The organism is Hyphomonas sp. CY54-11-8, assembly GCF_000682735.1.
GTDB lineage: Bacteria > Pseudomonadota > Alphaproteobacteria > Caulobacterales > Hyphomonadaceae > Hyphomonas.
Genome location: NZ_AWFD01000001.1, coordinates 431904 through 454115 on the forward strand (window position 1 = coordinate 431904; position 22212 = coordinate 454115).

Here is a 22212-nt window from a genome sequence, read left to right on the forward strand (position 1 = left end):
GAGGACACCCATGGCGACCCCGATCGAAATCGAGATCGAAGGCAAGACTTACAAAGGCAGCTATGACACCGATGGCCACCTGCTGACGACGCGCTATCGCATGCAGGCGATGACGGACGAAGTGCGCACCACCGCGCCCGCCATCGCCGCGCGTGGCATGCTGGCCCGGCTCGTCAGGCTGGAGCATCGGGACGAGGACGGTGCCGCGACGCACTGATTTCTCCGGATTTCCGTTAGAACTTGATGCCAGAAAACTTGACGCATGCGTCATCTTTTATGAGGGTGGCGCATGACTCAGGAATTTCTCTCCCCCGCCGACGTCGCTGCGAGCCGCAGGCCGCTGGCCGAAGCCCGTACCCTGCCGCCCGCCGCTTATACGGATGCGGGGCTCTGGCATGTCGAGAAGGCCCGTGTTCTGGCACGCAGCTGGCTGCCGCTGGCGCGGGTGGATCAGGTGCCGGGGGCGGGGGACTATCTCTCCGCCGAACTCGCGGGCGAGCCGGTGATGGTGGTGCGCGGGGAGGATGGCGCCGTGCGTGTGCTGTCGCGTGTTTGCCGCCACCGGGCCGCGCTGGTGGCCAATGGGCAGGGCTGCCGCAAGCTGTTCACCTGCCCCTACCATGCCTGGTCCTATGACACGAAAGGCAGCCTCGTCCGCGCGCCATTGATGGAAGGCGCGGAGGGGTTCGACCCTGCAGACCACGGCCTGCGCGAGATTCGCTCCGAAATCTGGGAAGGTTTCGTCATGGCGACGCTGGACGCCGACGCGCCGGCCTTCGCGCCGCAGGTCAGCGGCTTTACGGGTTATTTCGCGAACTACAATCTCGGCGGGTTCGTGGTGGCGCGGACGCTGGACTATGCCCATGGCTGGAACTGGAAGGTGCTCGCCGAGAATTTCATGGAGGCCTACCACCACATCGCCACGCACTCCAAGACGCTGGAGCCGGGATACCACGCCCGCGACTCGCAGGTGCCGGATACGGACCAGCCCTGGTCCATCCTGCACATGCCGGCCGCCGACCGGGACGCGCCACAGCCGCCTGTGCCGGGCCTTGAAGACTGGCAGTTGCGCGACCTGATCGCCGCCATCGCCTTTCCCGGCCTGATGCTGGCCGTGCAGGGACCGTTCATGGCCTGGTACCAGATGACCCCGATGGCCGAAGACCAGTTGGACCTGAAGATCCACCTCTGCTTCCCGGACTGGATGCGGGGCATGGAGGATTACGATGCGATCGTGGACGGGGCCGAGGCTTCCATCCGGGGCGTGCACGAGGAAGACATCGCCGCGAACGACCTTGTCTGGGCTGGCCTCAACGCGCCGCTGTCCCGCGCCGGGCCGCTGTCGCCGCTGGAGAAGTCGATCTGGCAGATGAATCAGTGGTGGCTGGACCGCATGGGTGCCTGACACAGGCCTGATCAGCGTGGCGGGCGGCCACCACCTCCACCGGGCGGGCGTCCGCCACCCGGCATGCCGGCGCCACCGCCTTGTGAGCGAAGCGGCACATCCATCAGCATTTCGGCTCGGGTCAGCAGCCCGTCATGGTCGCGGTCCAGATGGTCGAACTCGTCAGTCAGGCGGGTGCGGAATTCCTCTTCGCTGACCTGTCCATCAAGGTTCACGTCGAAGGCGATGTGATTGGGCAGGGCTTCCGGATTGCCGAGCGCGGTCTCGGCCCAGTCCGACATGGCAACTGCCGGAACGGTGCCGCGTGCGCTGACAGGAAGGTGCGCCCACTCCGCCGAGATGCCAGCCGTCAGTTCAGCCGGGCCAATGGCATAGTCGTGGCCGGTGTCCATGCCAGTGAAGAGGAGTGCGATGGGCCGGGCGACCTGTCCGCCATTCAGGCTTGTCGCCTGTCCGCCGGGGCTGCCGCCGCCGGGCGGACCACCGGGCTGGCCGCCGCGTGGGGGTGGGCGTGAGGTGCAGGCCGCGATCAGGAGAATGCTGACAAGGGTGCAGGTGACAGACAAAGCTGCCGGGCGGGGTTCGAACATGAGAGAAGGCCTTCCTGCCGGTTGTTATCCCGGCTGGAACGGCCCCACTCAGCCAATCCGTCGGCGCTTACTGATTTGTAATGCCTGCAATTTCTGCACAGGTCGCCAGCAGGCGGGCAATGTCCTGATCGCGGGAGAGTCGGTGGTCGCCATCCTTGATCAGGGTGAAGACGAGATCTTTCGAACTCATCGCCTCAACCAGCCGGAAGGCGTGGCGCCATGGCACGTCCGGGTCTTCGGCGCCCTGCAGGATGCGCACGGGGCATTCGAGGTCGATGGTCTCGTCGAGGAGCTGCCAGCCCCGGCCATCTTCAATCAGCGCCTTCGTGATGGGGTAGGGGTCGCCATAGTCTGATGGGCGCAGGGTCAGCCCGTGCTCCATGATCTCTTCCTGCTGGCGGGGCGTGAATTCCGGCCACATCAGCTTTTCGGTGAAATCCGGCGCGGGCGCGATCAGCACCATGCCGGCCAGTCGCTCGCGCCGGGCGAGGCCGGAGAGTAGCGCCATCCAGCCGCCCATGCTGGAGCCGACCAGGACCAGCGGCCCGTCTGTCAGCGCGTCGATCGCGTCCAGCGCATCTTCGCGCCACCGGGAAATCGTGCCGTCTTCGAACGCGCCGCCTGATTCGCCGTGGCCGGAATAGTCGAAGGCGAGAAAGCCGTGGCCGGTCTCTTTTGCCCATTTTTCCACGCACATGACCTTCGAGCCGGTGATGTCGGACTTGAACCCGCACAGCCACACATAGGTGAGATCGCTGCGGGCAGGGGCGAAACGGCGATAGGCCAGCTGTCTGCCGTGAGGAGAGATGAAATGTTCGGTTGTCATAGTCTGTCCGTTCCGCCATCTCTCTCGCCTGTCAAGCGAATGGGTGGCACGCGACTTGGAACCTCTCCCCGATATGACCGGAAAGACGATCCTGCAGGTCGCCCCCGAACTTTCAGCAGGCGGCGTGGAGCGCACCGTTCTGGAAGTGACCGAAGCCATCGTTGAGGCGGGCGGCCGGGCACTGCTGGCCAGCCGCGGCGGTCGCCTGGAAGGCGAATTCGAAAAGCTCGGTGGCGAGCTGTTCCGCATGGACGCCAAATCCAAGAACCCGCTGGTGCTGAAGGCCAATGAAGGCAAGCTGAAGCGGATCATCCGGAATGAGGGCGTAAACCTTGTCCATGCCCGGTCCCGCGCGCCGGCGTGGAGTGCCTATGCCGCCGCAAAAGCGATGGGCGTGCCCTTCGTGACCACCTATCATGGCGCCTATTCGGGCGAAGAAGGCCTCAAGCGGAAGTACAACTCCGTGATGGCCAAGGGCGAGCTGGTGATCGCCAATTCCCAGTGGATTGCCGAACACGTGCAGCGTGTACATGGCGTGCCGCTGGAAAAGATTGTGACCATACCCCGCGGGGTGGATCTCGAAGCGTTCTATCCCGGCGCTGTAACACCGGCGCGGATCGATGCTGTCCGCGCCCGCTGGGGTCTCAAAGACGACAAGCGCCTGACCCTGTTCCTGCCGGGGCGGCTGACGGAGTGGAAAGGCCAGCTTCTGGCCATTGAGGCGCTGGGCCTGCTGGCGCCAGAGGAGCGGGAAGGGCTGGTGCTCGTCCTGGCGGGGGATGCGCAGGGACGCGATGCCTATGAGGGCCGGATCTATGACACGATCCGCCGCCTGCAGCTGGACGGGCAGGTTCTGGTCGTCGGCCATGAGACCGATATGCCGGCAGCTTACCTTGCCAGCGACATCGTGATGGCACCGTCGACGCGGCCGGAAGCCTTTGGGCGTGTGGCGGCGGAAGCCTCGGCCATGGCGCGGCCGGTGATCGTGTCGGACCATGGCGGCGGGCGCGAAACCGTGCTGGACGGAGAAACCGGCGCGCGCTTCCAGCCGGGCGATGCCGCGGCCCTTGCGGGCGCGATCCGGGCGCTTCTGGCGGTCGGAAAGACAGCCCGCGGCGGTATGGGCAAGGCCGGGCAGGCACATGTCCGCAGCCATTTCTCCAAGCGGGGGCTTCAGATGGCTACCCTCGGCGTCTATAAGCGCCTGATCGGTTAGGGGACCGACGAGGTAGGCATGGCAAAAACCGCAAAGCTCGCCAGCCCGGTCAATCCGGGGGCTGGCGCCAAGGAAGTTCTGGTCATCAAGCTGAGCGCGCTCGGCGACTTCGTGCTGGCGCTCGGTGCCATGAAAGCCGTGCGCGAGTTCCACCCTTCCGCCCGGATCACGCTGCTGACGACGCCGCCTTTTGAGGATTTCGCCAGCCATTGCCCATATTTCGACCGGATCGAGACCGATGGCCGCCCGCCCACGATGAAGGCAACGACCGCGCTGCTGAACCGGATCCGCAAGTCGAAATACGACATCATCTATGACTTCCAGACCTCCGGCCGGACAAAGAACTATTTCACGGCGCTGAGCCGCACGGGCAAGGCGCCGCTCTGGTCCGGCCATCATGAGAAGGCGGCCTTCTTCCACGACAATCCGGACCGGGCGACCATGCACTCGATCGATCGGCTGGCCGAGCAGCTGGCCGTGGCAGGCGTCGCGCCGGACGGACGCTGGAACCGCCAGAACTTCCCGAAGCCGGACCTCAGCTGGGTGCGCCCGAAACTGCGCGATGCCCCGCGCCTTCAGCCGGCCTATTTCGGGCTGGAACAGCCCTATATGCTGCTGATTCCGGGGGCCTCCGAGCACCGGGAAGCCAAGCGCTGGCCGGTGGAACGGTTCGCCGAACTGGCCAAACGGATCGCCGACGCAGGCGTGACCCCGGCCATTATCGGCGGCAAGGCCGAGGGCAAGATCGCGCAGGACATTCTGAAGCTCGAGAAGCGGGCAAAGAGCCTCGTGACCCGGACGGACCTGTTCCAGATCGTGACCCTGGCCGAGAAAGCTGCCTTCGTCGTCGGCAACGATACCGGCCCGATGCACATGGCCGCGATTGCCGGCGCGCCGGGGGTTGCCCTGTTTGCCACCAATGAAAGCAATCCCGACCACGCAGCGCCGCGCGGGGCCCGTTCGCCGATCATCAATTCGGCACCGACGCTCGCGGAATTGGAAGTCGACACTGTCTGGCGGTCAATTCTGGCGCTGGGTGTGCTTCCCACTTGACCGCACCGCAAATTTTGCCGAGTGCGCTTTTCCTTGAATATGCCCGCAACCACAGGCATATTCAGGCATCCTGAGAACAGCCACAAAGGAGATCGGCTATAGCTCGCAGACCAATGAATGAAGCGCCCCAGAAGGATAAGGGACCGCGCACCAATGACGACATCAAGGCCGCAAAGGTCCTGTTGATCGACGAACACGGTGAGAAACAGGGAGTGATGCCGCTGGCAGCCGCTCTTGATGCTGCGCGCGAAGCCAGCATGGATCTCGTCGAAGTTTCGCCGAACCAGGAAGTGCCCGTCGTCAAGATTCTCGACTATGGCAAGCTGCGTTTCGAAGAGCGGAAGAAGAAAGCCGCTGCGAAGAAGAAGCAGAAGAATTCCGAACTCAAAGAAATCAAGATGCGCCCGAACATCGACACGCATGACTATGAAGTCAAAGCGAAGGCGATGACGCGTTTCTTTGAAGCTGGGGACAAGGTGAAGGTAACCCTTCGCTTCCGCGGCCGGGAAATGGCGCACCAGCATCTCGGCATGGAATTGCTGAACCGGGTGAAGGAAGACTTCGACGAAATGGCGAAGGTGGAGCTGGAGCCGAAGCTCGAAGGCCGCCAGATGACCATGGTCCTCTCACCACGCTGAACACCATGAAGAATCCCATATAGGGACCATGTATACACCATGAAGAGCCGGCCGGGGCGGACCCTGCCGGCTCTTTCCGTTCCAGGGCGGCACGGCAGGGCATTTTCAAGTGCATTATCAGCCGCTTTCGCCCCTTGATTCCATTTCCCCAATCCGCCATAAGCCGCCTCTTCCGAGTGGTGCAGGCGAACGGCATGCCCTCCACTCATGACAGACCGGGCCGCCCGGAAGGGTGCGAGCTCCACCAAAAAGGAGAATGAAATGCCGAAGATGAAGACCAAGAAGGCCGCTGCAAAGCGCTTCAAGATCACCGCATCGGGCAAGCTGAAGCACGGCGTCGCTGGCAAGCGTCACCGCCTGATCAGCCACAATGCAAAGTACATCCGCCAGAACCGCGGCACGTCCGTCGGTGCCAAGGCTGATGAAGCCCGTGTGAAAAAGTTCCTGCCGTACGGCCTCTAAGCCGCCGTCGCTGACTTAATACTGATCTTGATAGAAGGAGGCTCAGATGCCCCGCTCCCGCGCTAAAGTTCCTGCCCACGCCCGCCACAAGAAAATCCTGAAGCAGGCAAAGGGTTTCCGTAACCGCCGCAAGAATACGTTCCGCATCGCGCACCAGTCCGTCTGGGAAGCCGGCCAGTACGCCTATGTCGGCCGCAAAGTTAAGAAGCGGAAGTTCCGCTCGCTCTGGATCCAGCGCATCAACGCCGCTGTCCGCATCCACGACGAGGACATGAACTACTCGCAGTTCATCAACGGCCTGACCAAAGCCGGCATCGAAGTCGACCGCAAAGTCATGTCGGACATCGCCATCAAGGACCCGGACGCTTTCGGCGCCCTGGTTGCCCAGGCCAAAGCGGCTCTCGCCTAAGCTCTTTACAGACTGAAGCTACAGGAACGACCCCATGTCGAAGTCCCCGAACTCCGTGCTGCACCCGTCGAAGAAGCCGCGCGTCAAGCGCCGCAACGCGACCTGGAAGGCCAATCTCGGCAAGCGCGCGAAAGTCCGCGTGTTTGGCAACACCAAGCGCGCACGGATCGCCCGCAAGAAAGCTGCCGGCAAGTAAGCTTTCTGACAGGCCCCGCGCCGCCGGTGACCGCCCGGAAGGGCAGGCACCGAACCGAATGAGAGAAAGCCCGGCCATCGTGCCGGGCTTTTCCGTTTCTTCCAGATTTGCATCCCCCCGCGAAGCGCCTACAAAGCCCGCGGAACCAAATGAGGGGCAAGACCTTGTCCGATATTACGACCATCGAAAACGAAGCGCTGGCGGCGGTGGCTGCTGCGGGTGACCTGGAAACGCTGGACGCGGTGCGCGTGGCGGAGCTCGGCAAGAAGGGCAGGGTCTCCGGCCTGATGGGCTCGCTTGGCAAGATGAGCCCGGAAGAGCGCAAGGAAAACGGCCCGAAGCTCAATGCGCTGAAAAACCGGGTGAATGATGCGATCACCGCCCGCAAGGCCGAACTGGAAGCCGAGGCGCTGGAAAAGCAGCTGGCCAGCGAAAAGCTGGACCTGACCCTGCCGCCGGCCCCCGGCCCAAATGCCGGCGCACTGCACCCGGTGATGCAGGTGTTCGAGGAAGTCGCCGCCATCTTCGGTGATATGGGCTTCACCGTGGCCGAAGGCCCGGACGTGGAAGACGACTGGCACAATTTCACAGCGCTGAACTTCCCGGAAGGCCACCCGGCGCGTGAGACCCACGACACCTTCTTCATGAAGGCACAGGAAGGCGACACGCCGAAAGTGCTGCGCACGCACACCTCGCCTGTGCAGATCCGTACCATGATGGAGCAGAAGCCGCCGATCCGCATCCTCGTGCCGGGCCGGGTCTACCGGAACGACTGGGATGCAACGCATACGCCGATGTTCCACCAGGTCGAAGGTCTCGTGATCGAGAAGGGCACCCATATGGGGCACCTGAAAGGCTGCCTCATCGACTTCGTGAAAGCCTTCTTCGAAGTCGACAATGTGGAAGCGCGCTTCCGCCCGCACTTCTTTCCGTTCACGGAGCCGTCGGCCGAGATGGACGTGAAATATACCCGCAAGGGCGAGACAATCGAGATCGGCGCCGGCGACAGCTGGATGGAGATCCTCGGCTCCGGCATGGTGCACCCGAACGTGCTGCGCAATTGCGGCATCGACCCGAACGAATATCAGGGCTTCGCCTTCGGTATGGGGATCGACCGCCTGGCGATGTTGAAATACGGCATGCCGGACCTGCGCCCGTATTTCGAGGCTGATCCGCAATGGACCCGCCATTATGGCTTCGCGCCGTGGAGCACGCCATCCGTCAGTGGCGGCCTGAGCTAAGGACGCGGCCATGGGCAACGGCAACAAGGCTGAAATGCTGATTGCGATCTGCGCGGTGATCACCAGCGCGATAGCAGTCTTCATTGCCTGGGATCAGGGCCGCGTGATGCGGGCGCAGCAGCACGGCTCTGTTTATCCGGTGCTGCAAGCAGACGGTTATGTCTCGGCAGACCTGCATGTGCGTGAGATCGGTGTCAGGTTCCGCAACAGCGGTGTCGGCCCGGCGCTGATCGAGTCGGTGGACATGCTGAAAGATGGCGAGCGCCTGGAGAATCTCAAAGCCTATCGTGACGAGCTGCCGGACGGCTATGACCTGTCATGGACAAGCATGGTGGGCCGCGCCGTGGCGCCGGGGGAAACGATCAACGCCTTGCGTATTTCCTGGCCGGCCGAGTCAATAAGCGCGGTCGTGCAAGCGGAAACAGCGGCAAAATGGGGCGAGCTGACGATGAACGTCTGCTATTGCTCCGTGTTCCAGCGCTGCTGGGAAGTCGAGGGCCTCGCCCTGAATTCCCCCGCCCGGCGGGTAAAGGCCTGCACGCGCAGTGAAGAAGATGTTTTTGAGAACCTGTCCCCGGTCAATCAGGTTCAAGACGAATTAAATCCCGAACTGGAATAGACGATGAAATTCACCCTTTCCTGGCTGAGCGACCATATCGCCTCCAAGGCGACGCTGGAGGATATTCTTGCGTGCATGCAAAAGGCCGGCCTTGAGGTCGAGGATGTGCACGATCCTCGCGAGAAACTGAAAGACTTCACCGTCTGCAAGGTGATCGAAGCCGAGCCTCATCCGGATGCGGACAAGCTGCGCGTGTGCAAGGTGGAAACCGTGGACGGCATGAAGCAAATCGTCTGCGGTGCGCCTAACGCCCGCGCCGGCATGACCGCGATCTATGCGCCGCTCGGCACGTATATTCCGGGGCTCGACTTCGCGCTCGACAAGAAGCCGCGCGCGATCCGGGGCGTCGAAAGCCATGGGATGATGTGCTCCACCAAGGAGATAGAGGCAGGCGAAGACCATGACGGAATCGCCGACCTGGACGATTCCATTCCGCTCGGCACGCCGGCGGCAGAGGCGCTGGGTCTCGCCGATCCGGTGATCGATTTCGAAGTTACGCCGAACCGGCCGGACTGGCTGGGCGTGCAGGGCATTGCGCGGGACCTCGCTGCAGCCGGGGCAGGGCGGTTCATCCCGAATGACGTGAAGAAAGTCTCTGGCAGCTTCGACTGTCCGATCGAGATCAGGCTGGAAGCGCCGGAAGCCTGCCCGATGTTCGCGGGCGCGCTGGTCAAAGGTGTGAAAAACGGTCCATCGCCGGACTGGATGCAGCAGCGGTTGAAAGCTGTCGGCATCCAGCCACGCTCCTTGCTTGTGGATGTCACGAACTTCATCTCGCTGGACCGGGCCCGTCCGTTGCACGCCTATGATGCGGCGAAGCTGCAGGGCGCTGTCACGGCGCGCCTCGGCAAGAAAGGCGAGAAGCTCGTCGCGATCGACGGCAAGACCTATGAAATCGGTGAAGAGATGTGCGTAATCGCTGACGACAGCGGGGCCATCGGTCTTGGCGGCGTGATGGGCGGCGAGTCCACGGCTGTTTCGGCCGAGACCACCGACGTCTTCATCGAAAGCGCCTGGTTCGATCTGCTGCGCACCGCCCGAACGGGCCGCGCAACCGGCATTCACTCCGATGCGCGCTATCGGTTCGAGCGCGGCGTCGATCCGCAGTCCTGTGTCGATGGCCTGAACCTCGCGCTGGCGCTGATCACCGAGTTCGGCGGCGGCACGGTCTCGAAGGCGAATGTCGCCGGCATGATCCCGGCGCGGGCGGACAAGGTGACTTTCTATCCGGCAGACGTGGAACGCCTGACCGGCCTCAAGGTGAAGAGTGCCGACATGCGCCGTATCCTGAAGGATCTGGAGTTCGCCATCGAGGATGCGGGGGAAGCCTGGTACCTGATGCCGCCGAGCTTTCGGTTCGACATGGAGCAGTCCGCCGACATCGTGGAAGAGATTGCCCGCATGGTCGGCTATGACCAGCTGCCGACGACATCGCTGCCAGCGCCGGAAGGCGGCGTCCGCGCGATCACGACGCCAATGCAGCAGCGCGTACGCACGGCGCGGCGCGTGCTGGCAGCGCGCGGCTTTCTCGAGGCTGTGACCTGGAGCTTCATGTCGAAGGCAAATGCGGCCCTGTTCGGGAAAACGCCGGAGAGCCTCACCGTTGCCAATCCGGTCGCAAGTGACCTCAATCAGATGCGCCCGTCCATCCTGGCAAACCTTGCGAGCGCGGCGCAGCGGGCGGCGAACCGCGGCGAGTCTGGCGCGCGCTTTTTCGAGGCGGGCCCGATCTATCTGGGCGACGGTCCGGACGATCAGCGCACGGTTGTTGCGGCGCTTGTGCGTCCGCTCAGCGAGCGTCACTGGCAGGGCGCGCCGAAGCCTTACGATTCCTACGCTGCCAAGGCGGACCTCTTCGCCGTGCTCGAAGCGCTCGGCCAGCCAGGAGACCGGTTCCAGGTTTCCCCGCCATCCCAGCCGCACTGGCATCCGGGGCAGGCGGCTGCGCTGAAACTCGGCCCGAAGGTGACGGTGGCGCATTTCGGTGCGCTGCACCCTGGCGTGCTGAAGCAGCTGGACGTCGAAGGCCCGGCCTTCGGCTTCGAGTTGAACCTCAACGCGCTGCCGGTGATGAAGGCAAAGGCGACAAAGACGAAATCCGTGCTCGAACGGTCGGACCTGACACCGATCCGCCGGGACCTGGCCTTCCTCGTGAATGAGACCGTGCCGGCGGCGGACATTGTCCGTTTCGCCAAGGGCGCCGACAAGCAGCTGATCGACCAGGTGGAAGTCTTCGACGTCTATCAGGGCAAAGGCGTGCCGGAAGACAAGAAGTCCGTCGCCTTCGAGCTCACGATCCAGCCGAAGGAAAAGCTGAAGGATGAAGACATCCAGGCCCTGATGGACAAGGTCGTGGCGGCCGTCGCCAAAGGCTGCGGCGGTGTGCTAAGAGGATAAGCCAAGGGGAACGCAGCGAGGCCGGACATGGTGGTGCAGCAGCTGATGGTGCAGAACGGTCTGCGCTACAAGCTCTACGCAGAGCTGGTGCCGGAAGCGCGCCTGCGGGGCATCTCGGTCACCAATATCTTCATCGTTGCGCTGGTCCTGGCGAGTTTCCTGTTCCTGGCCCTTGAGACCGAACCGGCCCTGAATTCCCAGCCCGGTTGGAAGACGGTTTTCAGCATATTCAACGTCTTCGTCGTCGCCGCCTTTGCGGTGGAGTATTTGCTGCGCGTCTTCGTGGCGGGGCTGGACCCGAAATATGCGGGCCTCGGCGGACGCCTGAAATACATGACGCGGTTCTATTCCATCGCGGACCTGCTGGCTTTCCTGCCGGAACTGATCGTGATGCTGGCCGGGTTCGGCATTCCGCTGATTGCCCTGCGCGTGCTGCGGCTGTTCCGGTTGATCAAGATTGCGCGCTTCGTGCCGGCATTCGACATTTTCGGCGCCGCGGTGAAGCGCGCGGGGACGCAGCTCCTGACCGCACTCGCGATGGCGCTGGTGCTCGTCTATGTGTCGGCTGTGGCGCTCTACTTCATCGAAGGGGTTGGCGGGGAGAAGCAGGAAAGCTTTGCCTCAATCCCGCGGGCGATCTGGTGGGCCATCGCGACGCTGACCACGGTCGGCTATGGCGATGTCTATCCGGTCACGCCGCTGGGGCGGATGTTTGCCTCCGTGATTGCAATTGCGGGGATCGGTGTCGTGGCCCTGCCGGCCGGTGTGTTCGCCAGCGCCTTTTCGGACGAGCTTCGCGAGCGGCAGGAGGCAAAGGCCCAGGCGGCCACCCATGCCTATTCCTCCCAGGCCGAACGCACCCCGGAAGGGAAGGTGCCCCTGCCGGGCACAGATGGCGGGCTGGGTAACTAGGGGATCTGACTAGTCGTCGGCAGGCGCCCGCGGGCGGGTCACCACGAACAGGGCGCCAAGGGCGACAATCGACAGGCCGATGCCCAGTGGCACAGGCCGCTTCCAGAATGCTGCGCCAATCACGGCCGCCGACAGGCCCATGCCGCCGAGCGCTGCCGCCTTGCCGGCCCGATTGAGCGCGCCGGTCTCGACAAAGGTGCGGATCGGCGGGCCGATTTTGGGGCGGTTGTAGATCCATTCAGCCCAGGCCGGGTTTGAGCGGGCGAAGGCGAGCGCGGCGACGATCCAGAACACGGTCGTTGGCCAGATAGGCAGGAACAAGCCGATCGCACCGAACGCGAACGAGATCAATCCAAGGATACGCCAGCTCCACATGGCACGACGATGGCGCGGGGCTTACCGGCTGGCAAGCCGGGTTTAACGGTGCCGCACCGGCGAAAACCCTGAATAATGTCGGAATTGTCCAATTCGCGCCCTGTTCGCGCCCCCGCGAAGATGTGTAAGAGTGTTCATGTACACGTAGGAGAGGGTTCATGACGCACTTCATCCCGGGCCAGGGGGGATACGGTAAGGCAATGCTGATCGCGTTGCTTGTGGGTATTCTCGCGGCATGCGGAGGAGGCGGCAAAACGGACCGCTCCAGATCGGGCGCCGGCGAAGAAGGCACGGTGGTTCAGCTGTCTCCTGCCGACAGCGTTGCGGCTCGCCAGCGCGAAAAGCGGCGCCAGGCAGCGATGGACGCGCGCGAGCAGGATTTCACCTATTTCCGCTACCGGATCGACACCAGCCAGGATGAACCGCTGGCCTGTTTCGTCTTCTCCGCCGCCCTGGATCCGGAAGAGGACTATTCTCCCTATGTCGAATTCCGTCCGGCCTTCAAACCGGCGCTGAGCGTCGAGGGCCGTGAGCTTTGCGTTGGCGGCATGTCTTTCGGGACTGAGCGCACGGCAACATTGCTCTCCGGGCTGCCGGCTGCCGATGGCCGGACCCTGAAAAACCAGGAAGACGTGCCGATCGATTTCGCTGACCGGCCGCCTTATGTTGGCTTCAAGGGCACGGGCGTGATCCTGCCGCGTGAGAATGCCGACGGCCTGCCGATCGAGACGGTGAATGTCGATAAGATCGAAGTGACGGTCTCGCGCATCAACGACCGCGCGCTCGCTTTCAAGCGTATCAGCCAGGGCACCACGACGGCGCAGGGCAGCTACTCCTGGACCTGGGGCGAAGATGATCCGGATGATGTGAAGGAAGAATTGTTCAAGGGCACGGTGGACGTCGCCCGTGAACAGAATGCGCCGGTGATCACCGTCTTCCCGCTGGAAGCCACAATCGGCACACTTGAGCCGGGCGCCTATTTCGTGACCGTGAAGGATGCCGACGACATCGGCGAAGCTGTTGGCCCGCCCGCTTCCACCAGCCGCTGGATCATGCTGACCGACCTTGCCATCACGGCCTATGAGGGCGGCAACGGGATCGACGTGACATTGCGCTCCCTGAGGGATGGCCGTCCGATCTCCGACACGACCGTGCAGCTGATCGCGCGCAACAATGACATCCTGTCCGAAGGCCGCTCCGACCAGCAGGGCCGGGTTGTCTTCCCGGCAGAGCTGACCAATGGCCAGGGCAATCTTGCGCCGAAACTGATCATGGCACTGACCGCCAAGGGGGAGCTGGCCGCGCTGGACCTGACCCGTGCGCCAGTGGACCTGTCAGAAGAAGAAATCGGTGGGCGCCGCATGCCGGGCCTTGTTGATGACTATCTGTATACGGATCGCGGGATCTACCGCCCCGGTGAGACCGTGAAGCTGACCGCCATGCTGCGGGATTCCACGGGGGAGGCCGTGACCGACCGCGCCGGCAGCCTCGTGCTTTACCGCCCGAATGGCCTTCAGTCCGAGAAGATCCGCTTCGAAGGCTCGGAAGCCGCAGCCGTCCTGCATAATTTCGAATTGCCGAAAGGTGCCTCGCGCGGCGAGTGGCGGGTTGAGGTCCAGATGGACGGCCTGTCCGGAACATCGGGTACGGTCCGTTTCTCGGTTGAGGATTTCGTGCCGCAGCGGATCGCGGTGGACCTTTCCGCCGATGACGAGACGCCGGTCAAGCTGGGCGGTACGCGGGATGTCGAGGTGTCTTCGCGCTTCCTCTATGGCGCGCCGGGCGCTGGCCTGACCGTCAAGGCCGAGGCTCGTGTCGAGCGCCAGCCCAATCCGTTCCCGGAGTTTGAAGGCTTCACCTTCGGGCGCCACGATTCCAATTTCCAGGAACGCATTCTCGAATTTGACGATGTTACGACAGACGGTGCAGGCAATGCCCTGATCCGGCTGCAGCCCGGCAATGCAGGCAGCAATGCCGGCATGCCGCTGCGCCTGAACACGGTCGTCTCCGTTCTGGAGCCAGGCGGCCGGGCCGTGTCGGAAAGCGTGCGCGTGCCTTACCGGCCCGAGAACCTCTATCTCGGCCTGAAACCCGGCTTCGACTATTCGGTCGAGCGGGGTGGGGATGCGACCTATCAGGTCGTTGCCATGGATGCCGACGGCAATGCCGTGGCGCGGGGCCTGACATGGAAAGTCCTGGCCATCGACTGGCACTATGACTGGTACAATGACGGCGACCGCTGGCGCTGGCGGCGCTCGCGCACCGTGACCAAGGTCAATGAAGGCGTGCTCACAACGCCGGAAGGCGGTACGGGCGAGATCACGGTCTCCGGTCTCGACTGGGGCAGCCATGAACTGGTGATCGAAGGCACGGATGCAGATGCCAGCACTTCGGCCAGCGACAATTTCTATGTCGGCTGGGGCGGCTATGTCTCTGATGACGGCGTCGAAGCGCCGGACCGCGTGAAGGTTACCGGCCCGGCCCGGGCGCCGGCTTCCGGCCAGACGGCCGAGATCACCATCGTACCGCCCTATGACGGGCAGGCGCAGGTTGTGGTCGCGACCGACAAGGTGCTCTCTGTGCAGAACATCTCCGTCACGGAAGGTGGCACGCAGGTGACCCTGCCTGTGAATGATGAGTGGGGCGACGGTGCCTATGTGATGGTGTCGGTGTTCACCGAACGCGATCCGGTGCTGCAGGCGAAGCCGCGCCGTGCCGTGGGCGTCACCTATGTCCCGCTCAACATGGAAGCCCGCACGTTCGACGTGTCGATCGACGCCCCCAAGACAGCACGCCCACGCGGCGAGCAGGTGGTCGAGGTCAATATCGGCGAAGGCCCGCGCGAGCCGGTCTACCTGACGCTGGCCGCTGTGGATGAGGGCATCCTGCGTCTCACCAAGTTCAAGAGCCCGGACCCTGTGTCGTACTACTATGGCAAGAAGGCGCTCGGCGTGGAACTTTACGATGACTACGGCCGCCTGCTGGATCCGAACATGGGCCTGCCGGCGGAAGTGCGCACAGGCGGTGACCAGCTGGGCGGGGAAGGCCTGTCCGTGGTGCCGGTCAAATCGGTGGCACTGTTCTCTGGCCTCGTTGATGTCGGCCGGTCCGGCAAGGCGAAGGTCCGCTTCGACGTGCCGGAGTTCAATGGCGAGATGCGCCTGATGGCGGTCGCCTGGTCGAAGACCGGGCTCGGTTCCGCCGTCTCCACCATGACGGTGCGCGATGAAGCCCCGGCAGACCTGATCATGCCGCGCTTCCTGGCGCCGGGCGACGAGGCCGTCCTCACTGCCAGCATCGACAATGTGGAACTGGGCGATGGCGAATTCTCTGCCCTCGTCGGTGCCACCAAAGGCGTCTCGATTGCCGACGGCAAGCTGACCCGTGTGCTGAAGACCGGCGAACGGGCTGACCTGCCCGTCCGCGTCGAGGCTGAGGATGAAGGCATTTCCACCGTCCGGCTGGATGTGGAAGGCCCCGACAAATATGCCGTGAACCGGACCTACCAGATCCAGACACGTTCGCCTTACCTGCCGGTGACGCGTGTGTCCTCGAAACTGATGCAGCCGGGCGAAGCCTTCTCGGTCGATCCGAGCCTGCTGTCGGATCTGGTGCAGGGCTCCGGCTTTGTCTCGGTCGGCTTCTCGTCCATCCCGGTCGATGCGGCGACGCTCTATGCTTCGCTGGATCGCTATCCGTATGGCTGCACCGAACAGACGACCAGCCGCGCACTGCCGCTGCTCTATTCGGAACAGCTGGTGGCCATGGGCGCGAAGGATGCGAATGACGATCCGAAGATAAAGGTGCAGGAGGCGGTGAACACACTGCTGAACCGTCAGGGAGCGGACGGCGCGTTCGGCCTCTGGCGCGAAGGCGACGGCTATGCCTCGCCCTGGCTCGGCGCCTATGCGACAGATTTCATCTACCGTGCCAAGGAAGCCGGCTATGCCGTACCGGACGAGGCGATGGACCGGGCCTATGGCGCGCTGCGCCAGATTGCGACGGGCGATGCCTGGCGGGTCTATGGCTACAACACGGACGTCTATGAGAGCCGCTATTCCAACGACACGGTCGACCAGATGATGAAACGGTCCTCGGCCTATGCGCTCTATGTGCTGGCCAAGGCAGGCAAGGCGGACATTTCCCGCCTTCGTTACCTGCATGACCGGGAACTGAAGTCGATCGACAGCCCGCTGGCACGTGCCCATATCGGTGCGGCGCTGGCGCAGCTGGGTGACAAGGCCCGTGCGAACTCGGCCTTCAAGGCGGCGGAAGACGCGCTCGGTTACAACAATACCGGCGACTATTACCAGACGCCATTGCGGGACCTGGCCGGCGTGCTCGCGCTCGCCGCGGAGGCCGGGCAGACCAGCACGCTGGAAAACCTGTCCGAAAAGCTCGGCAATGAATCGCCAGATCCGTCCCGCCTGACCACGCAGGAGAAATCCTTCCTCCTGCAGGCGGTGAACGATCTGGGCGCTGGCGAAGACGGCTTCCGTCTTGAGGTCGAAGGCCTTGGCCGCGGCAACAACAATGACCGCCAATATGCCCTGACCGAAGAGCAGGCTCGCGAAGGCGTGACCTTCACTCTCGGCGGCAAGGCACCGATGTTCCGGACCGTGCTGGTGTCCGGCGCACCGACAAGCGCGCCGCCGGCTGCCGCCTCGAAGATGAAGGTCGACAAGACCTTCTACACGCTGACAGGCGGCCGGGTGGACCTGGCCCGCGTCAATCAGGGTGCCCAGCTGGTCGTGAAGCTGACCGTTTCACCTGAGGAGCGCCGCCTGAACCCGGTGATCGTGGCAGACCTTCTGCCCGCCGGCTTCGAGATCGAGACGGTGCTGCGCCCGGCCGATGGTCGTCAGGAATACGGCCAGTCCGGCGCCTTCGCCTATCTGGGCCAGCTGGCAAACGTCCAGACTGCGCAGGCGCAGGACGACCGCTATGTGGCCGCCGTCGATGTCTACTCGAACTCGGTGACCATGGCTTATGTGGTCCGCGCGGTGACACCGGGTGACTTCGCCATCCCGGGCGTCGTTGCCGAGGACATGTACCGCCCGGCCGTGTTCGCTCGCTCCAAGGCTGGCCGCGTGACCATCGCCCCGGCCCAGAGCGGGGCCGAAGGAGGCAGATAAGGCCATGCTGACAGCGCGCCGGATCTTTGTCGGCGTCTTCGCGCTGTTCCTTGCCGTGGTCATCGCGGACAGGCTGCTGCCTCCGCCACTGGAAAGGGCGGGAGGCCTGTCTGCCCTCGTGACGGACCGGGATGGCAAGCCGCTGCGCGCTTTCGCGACGCCGGATGGCCGCTGGCGGTTCGCCGGAGATCTCGACCGCATCGATCCGGACTTCATCGACGCGCTGATCCGCGTGGAAGACAAGCGCTTCTACCAGCACCGGGGCACTGACTGGATGGGTCTCAGCCGCGCAGCGTTGGACTCGGTGTTTGCTGGCCGCATCGTGTCCGGCGGCTCAACCCTGACCATGCAGACTGCGCGCATGCTGGAACCGCGGGACCGCAACATCGGTTCGAAGCTGATCGAGATCGCCCGGGCCTGGCAGCTGGAGCGACGTCTCACCAAGGACGAGATCCTGTCGCTTTACCTGTCGCTGACGCCCTATGGCGGCAATCTTGAAGGCGTACGCGCGGCGAGCTGGAGCTATTTCGGGCACGAGGCCGACAAGCTCTCGAAGGACGAGATCGCGCTGCTGATCGCCCTGCCGCAATCGCCGGAAGTGCGCCGGCCGGACCGGCACCCAGAGAATGCCGAACGCGCCCGCAACTGGGTGGCGGAAAAGCTCCAGCGCTATGACGTCTTCACTAAAGGCGATGTCGAGGATGTCGCCACGCTCTCCGTGCCCGGACGACGGCGGGATTTCCCGGACCGGGCCTGGCACGGCACGGCCAAGGCGCTGGCGGAAGGCCCGCGCGAAGATGTCCGCTCCACGCTCGATGCCGGCCTGCAGGCGGAAGTCGAACGGATCGCACTGACGCGGGCCGAAGCCGAGGGCGAAGACGTGCAGGTTTCGGTGCTGGTCGTGCACGTGCCGACGCGGGCTGTACGGGCGGTGGCTGGCTCGGCCTCGCGTGACCGGCCGGGTGGTTGGCTGGACCTGACGGCGCAGGCGCGCTCGCCCGGCTCCACTCTGAAACCCTTCATCTACGCCATGGCCTTCGACGATGGCACCGCCGCACCGGACACACGCGTCGCAGACTTGCCGACGCGGTTTGCCTCCTACCAGCCGGAAAACTTCGATCGCATGTTCCGCGGCGATGTCCGCGTATCGGATGCGCTGCAGCACTCTTTGAACATTCCCGCCGTTGCGATGCTGGACCGGGTCGGGCCGGAACGCTTCGCCGCGCAGCTTGCTTCGGCCGGCGCCCGCCCGCGCATCTCCGGCGGGGCGGAACACGAAGCCGGGCTCGCCATTGCGCTGGGCGGGGCAGGGCTGACCGCGCGCGAGCTGGCCGTGCTCTATGCGGCACTCGGTGATGATGGCGTCGCCAAGCCGCTGGTCTGGCGCGCCGACGAGGAAGCGGCAAACTATGAAGCGACCGGCAAGCGTCTCGTCAGCGGGGAAAGCGCCGGGGAAGTGCTCGACATTTTGCGCAAGGCGCCGACACCGGAAGGCCGCATGCCGGGCTCGCTGACGGCGCATGCCCCACAGATCGCGTTCAAGACGGGTACGTCCTATGGCTTCCGGGATGCCTGGGCGGCGGGTGTCTCTGGCCAGCACGCAATCATCGTCTGGGTGGGCCGGGCCGACGGGGCGCCGCGCGCGGGAAAGACCGGGCACGACACGGCGTTGCCGATCCTGTTCGAAGTGGCCGACCGCGTTGCCCAGCACCTGCAGGACGAAGGTGAGGCGACGATGCGGCTGACCAGCCAGAAGCGCCTCTTGAAATCCCATGGCGCGATGAAGTCCCTGGAAGACGCCGGACCGCCGCAGATTCTGTTCCCGCCACAGGCCGCAGAGCTTTGGGCGGGGCCGGTCAACGGGCGCGCCGCGCGCGGCTTTGTTCTGGCCGGGCGGGGCGAAGGCAGGCTCAGCTGGTACATCGATGGCAGGCCGTGCGACACGGATGATGCCGGAGCGCCGGTGTGGAAGCCGGAGCGGCCGGGCTTCTACACGGTGACTGCAGTAGATTCTGCAGGACGCGCCAGCCGCGTCCGTGTGCGCGTGCTGACCGGGCCTGCCTGAAAACACGGCAAAGCCACAAATGTGCCGCTTTCGAACAACACAGGCGCAACACATTCCTGTTAGGACTGTGTTTACAGGGTTACGAACCATCGGTCATTTCCCATATCAGACGGGAAGTAAAATGGTTCCGGCCTGAATGACAGAGTAGAAGTAAGATGCGTACCCGTTCACCCCAGTCTGTTGCCCTTGTTGCAGGCCTTGCCGCGATGGCGCTTGGCTTCTTTTCCAGCGCCGGTGCGCAGGATCAGTTTTCCAGCCCGGACGCGAAACGTCTGTCGACGGCAGTGTTTGCAGGTGGCTGCTTCTGGTGCGTGGAAGCGGACTTCGACAAGGTGGACGGCGTCGTCTCGACCGTGTCCGGCTATACCGGTGGCACGGTGGTGAACCCGACCTACAAGCAGGTCTCGCACGAAAAGACAGGCCATTATGAGGCCGTCAAAGTCACTTATGATCCGGACAAGGTCAGCTATGATGCGCTGGTGGACTACTATTTCCACCACATCGACCCGACCGATGCGACCGGCCAGTTCTGCGACAAGGGTGACAGCTATCGCTCTGCTGTGTTTGTCGCCAATGGTGACCAGCGCGAAGTGGTGGAAGCCGAGATCGACATGATCAACACGTCCGGCGTGCTGGGCACGCCTGTGGTGACGCAGATCCTTGACGCCAGCACTTTCTGGCCGGCCGAGGACTATCACCAGGACTATTACAAGAAGAACCCGCTCAAATACCGCTACTACCGCACAGCCTGCGGACGTGATGCGCGGGTGAAGAATGTCTGGGCAGGCGCCTCATCCGGCCACTGATCTGGCGGTCACGGATCCGGCGATTCCGATTTTGCAGAGCAGGGGGCAGGCGGGAATTCCGTCTGGCCTTTGAACCGGTCTTCCCAGGCCGCGTCATGCACCTGTGGCTCAAATCCTGAAGCGACATAAAGGACGAAGGTGCGCGACAGCGGACAGCCATTGCTGCGCTTGCCGAGCGGCACCGAAATCTCGCCCACCTGTTCGAAGGTCTCGAACTCGCTGCGCAGCATGGGCCGCATACCCGCATGGATCGAGACGACAAGCACGCGCTGGTCCAGCGGGGCGGCGAGCGGCTGGGATTCAGAGAAGCTTTTCGGCACGCCGTAACGCCGCCAGGAGAGCAGCGGCAAGGTCCGGTTGCGGCCATAATAGTCCAGTCCGTGCCAGACTTCGCGCTCGTCCACGAGCACTGCGGTTGCGCCGAGGGATCGGGCAAAACCGAATACGTCCTTTGACGCCTCGTCCCAGCCACGCGTGCGCTTCAGCGCATTGTCGAGACCGAGTGCGGTGGATGTTTGCAGAGGCAGGAGCGAGATCACCGCGAAGCTCAGCGCGAGAACGCCATGCAGGCCGATGCTGAACCAGAGCAGGCCGGACGGCCGGTATTTCATCATGGTCGCGAACAGCAGAAGGCCGCCACTCACCAGAACGCCCAGCCCAAGGCGCACCCAGACGCTGAGGTCCGGCACGAACTGAAGCGCCACAAAGGTGAGCCCCGCCACGATGAACCAGAGGTTCCGGTTGGGGCGAGCGCGCACCAGCCAGGCTGCAACCAGCACGCTGGCGGCGGGGTAGGCTGTTGCCGCCCAGTTCGCATTCGCGCGGGAGAGGACGGCCTGGCCGAGAATGATGATCAGGACCGGCAGGATGAAGCACAAGAGCCAACGGTCCCGCCCCATCATGCCTTCATCCTGGGACCGGATAACAAACAGGCCGGAGACGAGCGCCAGGAAACTGATCGGCCCGAACACGCCCAACTGGTCGACCAGGAAAGTCAGCGCGTTTTCGGGATTGATCAGGTCTCCGCCGAGATTGGCATTGTCGACCGTGTGACTGACCGTCTTGAAGTCATGCGCGGCATTCCAGGCCATGTGCGGGGCGAAGACCAGCGCGGCGAGTGCCAGCACGAGGAAGCCGCGCGGCGAAATCAGCGCGCGGCGCGTGTCCCGGTCGATCAGCAAGGTCAGGACGATGCCGATCAGGAAATAGATCATCGCATATTTCGACAGGAGGCCCGCGCCGATGGCGAGACCGAGACCGGCGGCGCTGGCCCAGCTGCCGTCCCCGGTGCGCAGGCGCCAGAAGCAGAAGAGGGCCGCGCACCAGAAGGGCATCAGCACGCCATCGGTCGAGATCACGGCGGAGGACAGGATCACCGCCGGCATCAGCGCATAGCCAAGTGCTGCCAGCATGCCGGTGCGGGCGCCATACATGTCGCGACCGAGATGAAACAGGAAAATGGCCCCGGCCGTGTGCAGGAAAGGGGCGGGCAGGCGCACGGCCCATTCCGAATTGCCGAGGACGGAGGTCACCGCGTGGATCAGCCAGGCGATCATCGGCGGCTTTGAATAATAGCCCCAGTCCAGCGTCTCGCCCCAGCGCCAGTACTGGGCTTCATCGGCATAGAGGTTCAGCGGTGAGACCGCGAGCAGCAGGACACGCAGGGCCAGCAGAATCATCAGGGTCAGATAGGTGATACGGCGCCAGTCTGTCGTCGATTCGCCGGGGGATTCGGTCATTTGCCTCAGGCCTTTCGGGAGAGACGCCGGTTATGCGATGAGGCGGAGACAGAATATACCCCAAAATGCACGTTTTCGGGTGAAGTTCAGGTGAACCGATTATTGCAACCGTGTCATTTTTGCATCGC

General features: G+C 63.8%; 19 protein-coding genes. 15 read left to right on the top strand and 4 right to left on the bottom strand.

The annotated features are described in order from the left end of the window. Nucleotides 1-10 precede the first annotated feature (10 nt). Nucleotides 11-217: a hypothetical protein gene (locus tag HY17_RS02280; RefSeq protein ID WP_034761765.1), complete on the top strand. Its 207-nt coding sequence runs from the start codon at nucleotides 11-13 to the stop codon at nucleotides 215-217. 72 nt (nucleotides 218-289) lie between these two features. After that, the gene (locus HY17_RS19110) at nucleotides 290-1405 is read left to right on the top strand and encodes an aromatic ring-hydroxylating dioxygenase subunit alpha (RefSeq protein ID WP_051599543.1); all 1116 of its coding nucleotides are present in this window, start codon (nucleotides 290-292) and stop codon (nucleotides 1403-1405) included. A gap of 11 nt (nucleotides 1406-1416) precedes the next feature. Here the strand turns inward: HY17_RS19110 and HY17_RS02290 are convergent, their stop codons facing one another. Continuing rightward, nucleotides 1417-1995 (bottom strand): EF-hand domain-containing protein, encoded by a 579-nt coding sequence (locus HY17_RS02290; protein ID WP_034761766.1) that lies wholly within the window; start codon nucleotides 1993-1995, stop codon nucleotides 1417-1419. 67 nt (nucleotides 1996-2062) lie between these two features. Then, nucleotides 2063-2821 (bottom strand): carboxylesterase, encoded by a 759-nt coding sequence (locus HY17_RS02295; protein WP_034761768.1) that lies wholly within the window; start codon nucleotides 2819-2821, stop codon nucleotides 2063-2065. A gap of 73 nt (nucleotides 2822-2894) precedes the next feature. Between HY17_RS02295 and HY17_RS02300 the strand changes: the two genes are divergently transcribed. The 10 genes from HY17_RS02300 to HY17_RS02340 all read left to right on the top strand — a co-directional run bounded on the left by HY17_RS02300 (nucleotide 2895) and on the right by HY17_RS02340 (nucleotide 11964). After that, nucleotides 2895-4037, top strand: a complete 1143-nt coding sequence (locus tag HY17_RS02300) for a glycosyltransferase family 4 protein (protein WP_034761770.1) — start codon at nucleotides 2895-2897, stop codon at nucleotides 4035-4037. A gap of 18 nt (nucleotides 4038-4055) precedes the next feature. Then, a complete protein-coding gene (locus HY17_RS02305) occupies nucleotides 4056-5090 on the top strand; it encodes a glycosyltransferase family 9 protein (RefSeq protein WP_051599544.1) in 1035 nt (344 codons plus the stop codon). A gap of 113 nt (nucleotides 5091-5203) precedes the next feature. Continuing rightward, entirely contained in the window at nucleotides 5204-5728 is a 525-nt protein-coding gene (infC, locus tag HY17_RS02310) for a translation initiation factor IF-3 (protein ID WP_034761771.1), read from the top strand. Nucleotides 5729-5989: 261 nt separating this feature from the next. Continuing rightward, entirely contained in the window at nucleotides 5990-6190 is a 201-nt protein-coding gene (gene rpmI, locus HY17_RS02315) for a 50S ribosomal protein L35 (protein ID WP_034762490.1), read from the top strand. A 46-nt stretch (nucleotides 6191-6236) separates the two neighbouring features. Beyond that, entirely contained in the window at nucleotides 6237-6599 is a 363-nt protein-coding gene (rplT, locus tag HY17_RS02320; protein ID WP_034761773.1) for a 50S ribosomal protein L20, read from the top strand. A gap of 34 nt (nucleotides 6600-6633) precedes the next feature. Beyond that, nucleotides 6634-6795, top strand: coding sequence for a hypothetical protein (locus HY17_RS20145; RefSeq protein ID WP_155843510.1), 162 nt, complete (start codon nucleotides 6634-6636; stop codon nucleotides 6793-6795). Between the two features lie 164 nt (nucleotides 6796-6959). After that, the gene (pheS, locus tag HY17_RS02325) at nucleotides 6960-8036 is read left to right on the top strand and encodes a phenylalanine--tRNA ligase subunit alpha (protein ID WP_034762493.1); all 1077 of its coding nucleotides are present in this window, start codon (nucleotides 6960-6962) and stop codon (nucleotides 8034-8036) included. Between the two features lie 10 nt (nucleotides 8037-8046). Continuing rightward, nucleotides 8047-8655, top strand: a complete 609-nt coding sequence (locus HY17_RS02330) for a hypothetical protein (protein WP_034761774.1) — start codon at nucleotides 8047-8049, stop codon at nucleotides 8653-8655. Between the two features lie 3 nt (nucleotides 8656-8658). Continuing rightward, nucleotides 8659-11052 carry a phenylalanine--tRNA ligase subunit beta gene (gene pheT / locus HY17_RS02335; protein WP_034761776.1) on the top strand — a complete coding sequence of 798 codons (2394 nt, stop codon included), beginning with the start codon at nucleotides 8659-8661 and terminating at the stop codon, nucleotides 11050-11052. Between the two features lie 27 nt (nucleotides 11053-11079). Continuing rightward, nucleotides 11080-11964, top strand: coding sequence for an ion transporter (locus tag HY17_RS02340; protein WP_233348585.1), 885 nt, complete (start codon nucleotides 11080-11082; stop codon nucleotides 11962-11964). 9 nt (nucleotides 11965-11973) lie between these two features. On the opposite strand, the gene HY17_RS02345 is transcribed toward HY17_RS02340, so the two are convergent. Continuing rightward, complete coding sequence (locus HY17_RS02345) at nucleotides 11974-12339, bottom strand: YbaN family protein (protein ID WP_034761778.1); 366 nt, start codon at nucleotides 12337-12339, stop codon at nucleotides 11974-11976. A 158-nt stretch (nucleotides 12340-12497) separates the two neighbouring features. Here HY17_RS02345 and HY17_RS02350 point away from each other — a divergent pair, with 158 nt between their 5' ends. The 3 genes from HY17_RS02350 (at nucleotide 12498) to msrA (ending at nucleotide 20345) form a co-directional block, all read left to right on the top strand. After that, entirely contained in the window at nucleotides 12498-17474 is a 4977-nt protein-coding gene (locus tag HY17_RS02350) for an alpha-2-macroglobulin (protein ID WP_051599545.1), read from the top strand. Between the two features lie 4 nt (nucleotides 17475-17478). Then, nucleotides 17479-19539 (top strand): penicillin-binding protein 1C, encoded by a 2061-nt coding sequence (pbpC, locus tag HY17_RS02355; RefSeq protein ID WP_034761779.1) that lies wholly within the window; start codon nucleotides 17479-17481, stop codon nucleotides 19537-19539. A 155-nt stretch (nucleotides 19540-19694) separates the two neighbouring features. Then, on the top strand, nucleotides 19695-20345 hold the full coding sequence (gene msrA, locus HY17_RS02360) for a peptide-methionine (S)-S-oxide reductase MsrA (protein WP_034761781.1): 651 nt from the start codon (nucleotides 19695-19697) through the stop codon (nucleotides 20343-20345). Between the two features lie 8 nt (nucleotides 20346-20353). Here the strand turns inward: msrA and HY17_RS02365 are convergent, their stop codons facing one another. Then, a complete protein-coding gene (locus HY17_RS02365; RefSeq protein WP_034761782.1) occupies nucleotides 20354-22084 on the bottom strand; it encodes a glycosyltransferase family 39 protein in 1731 nt (576 codons plus the stop codon). Nucleotides 22085-22212: the final 128 nt, after the last annotated feature.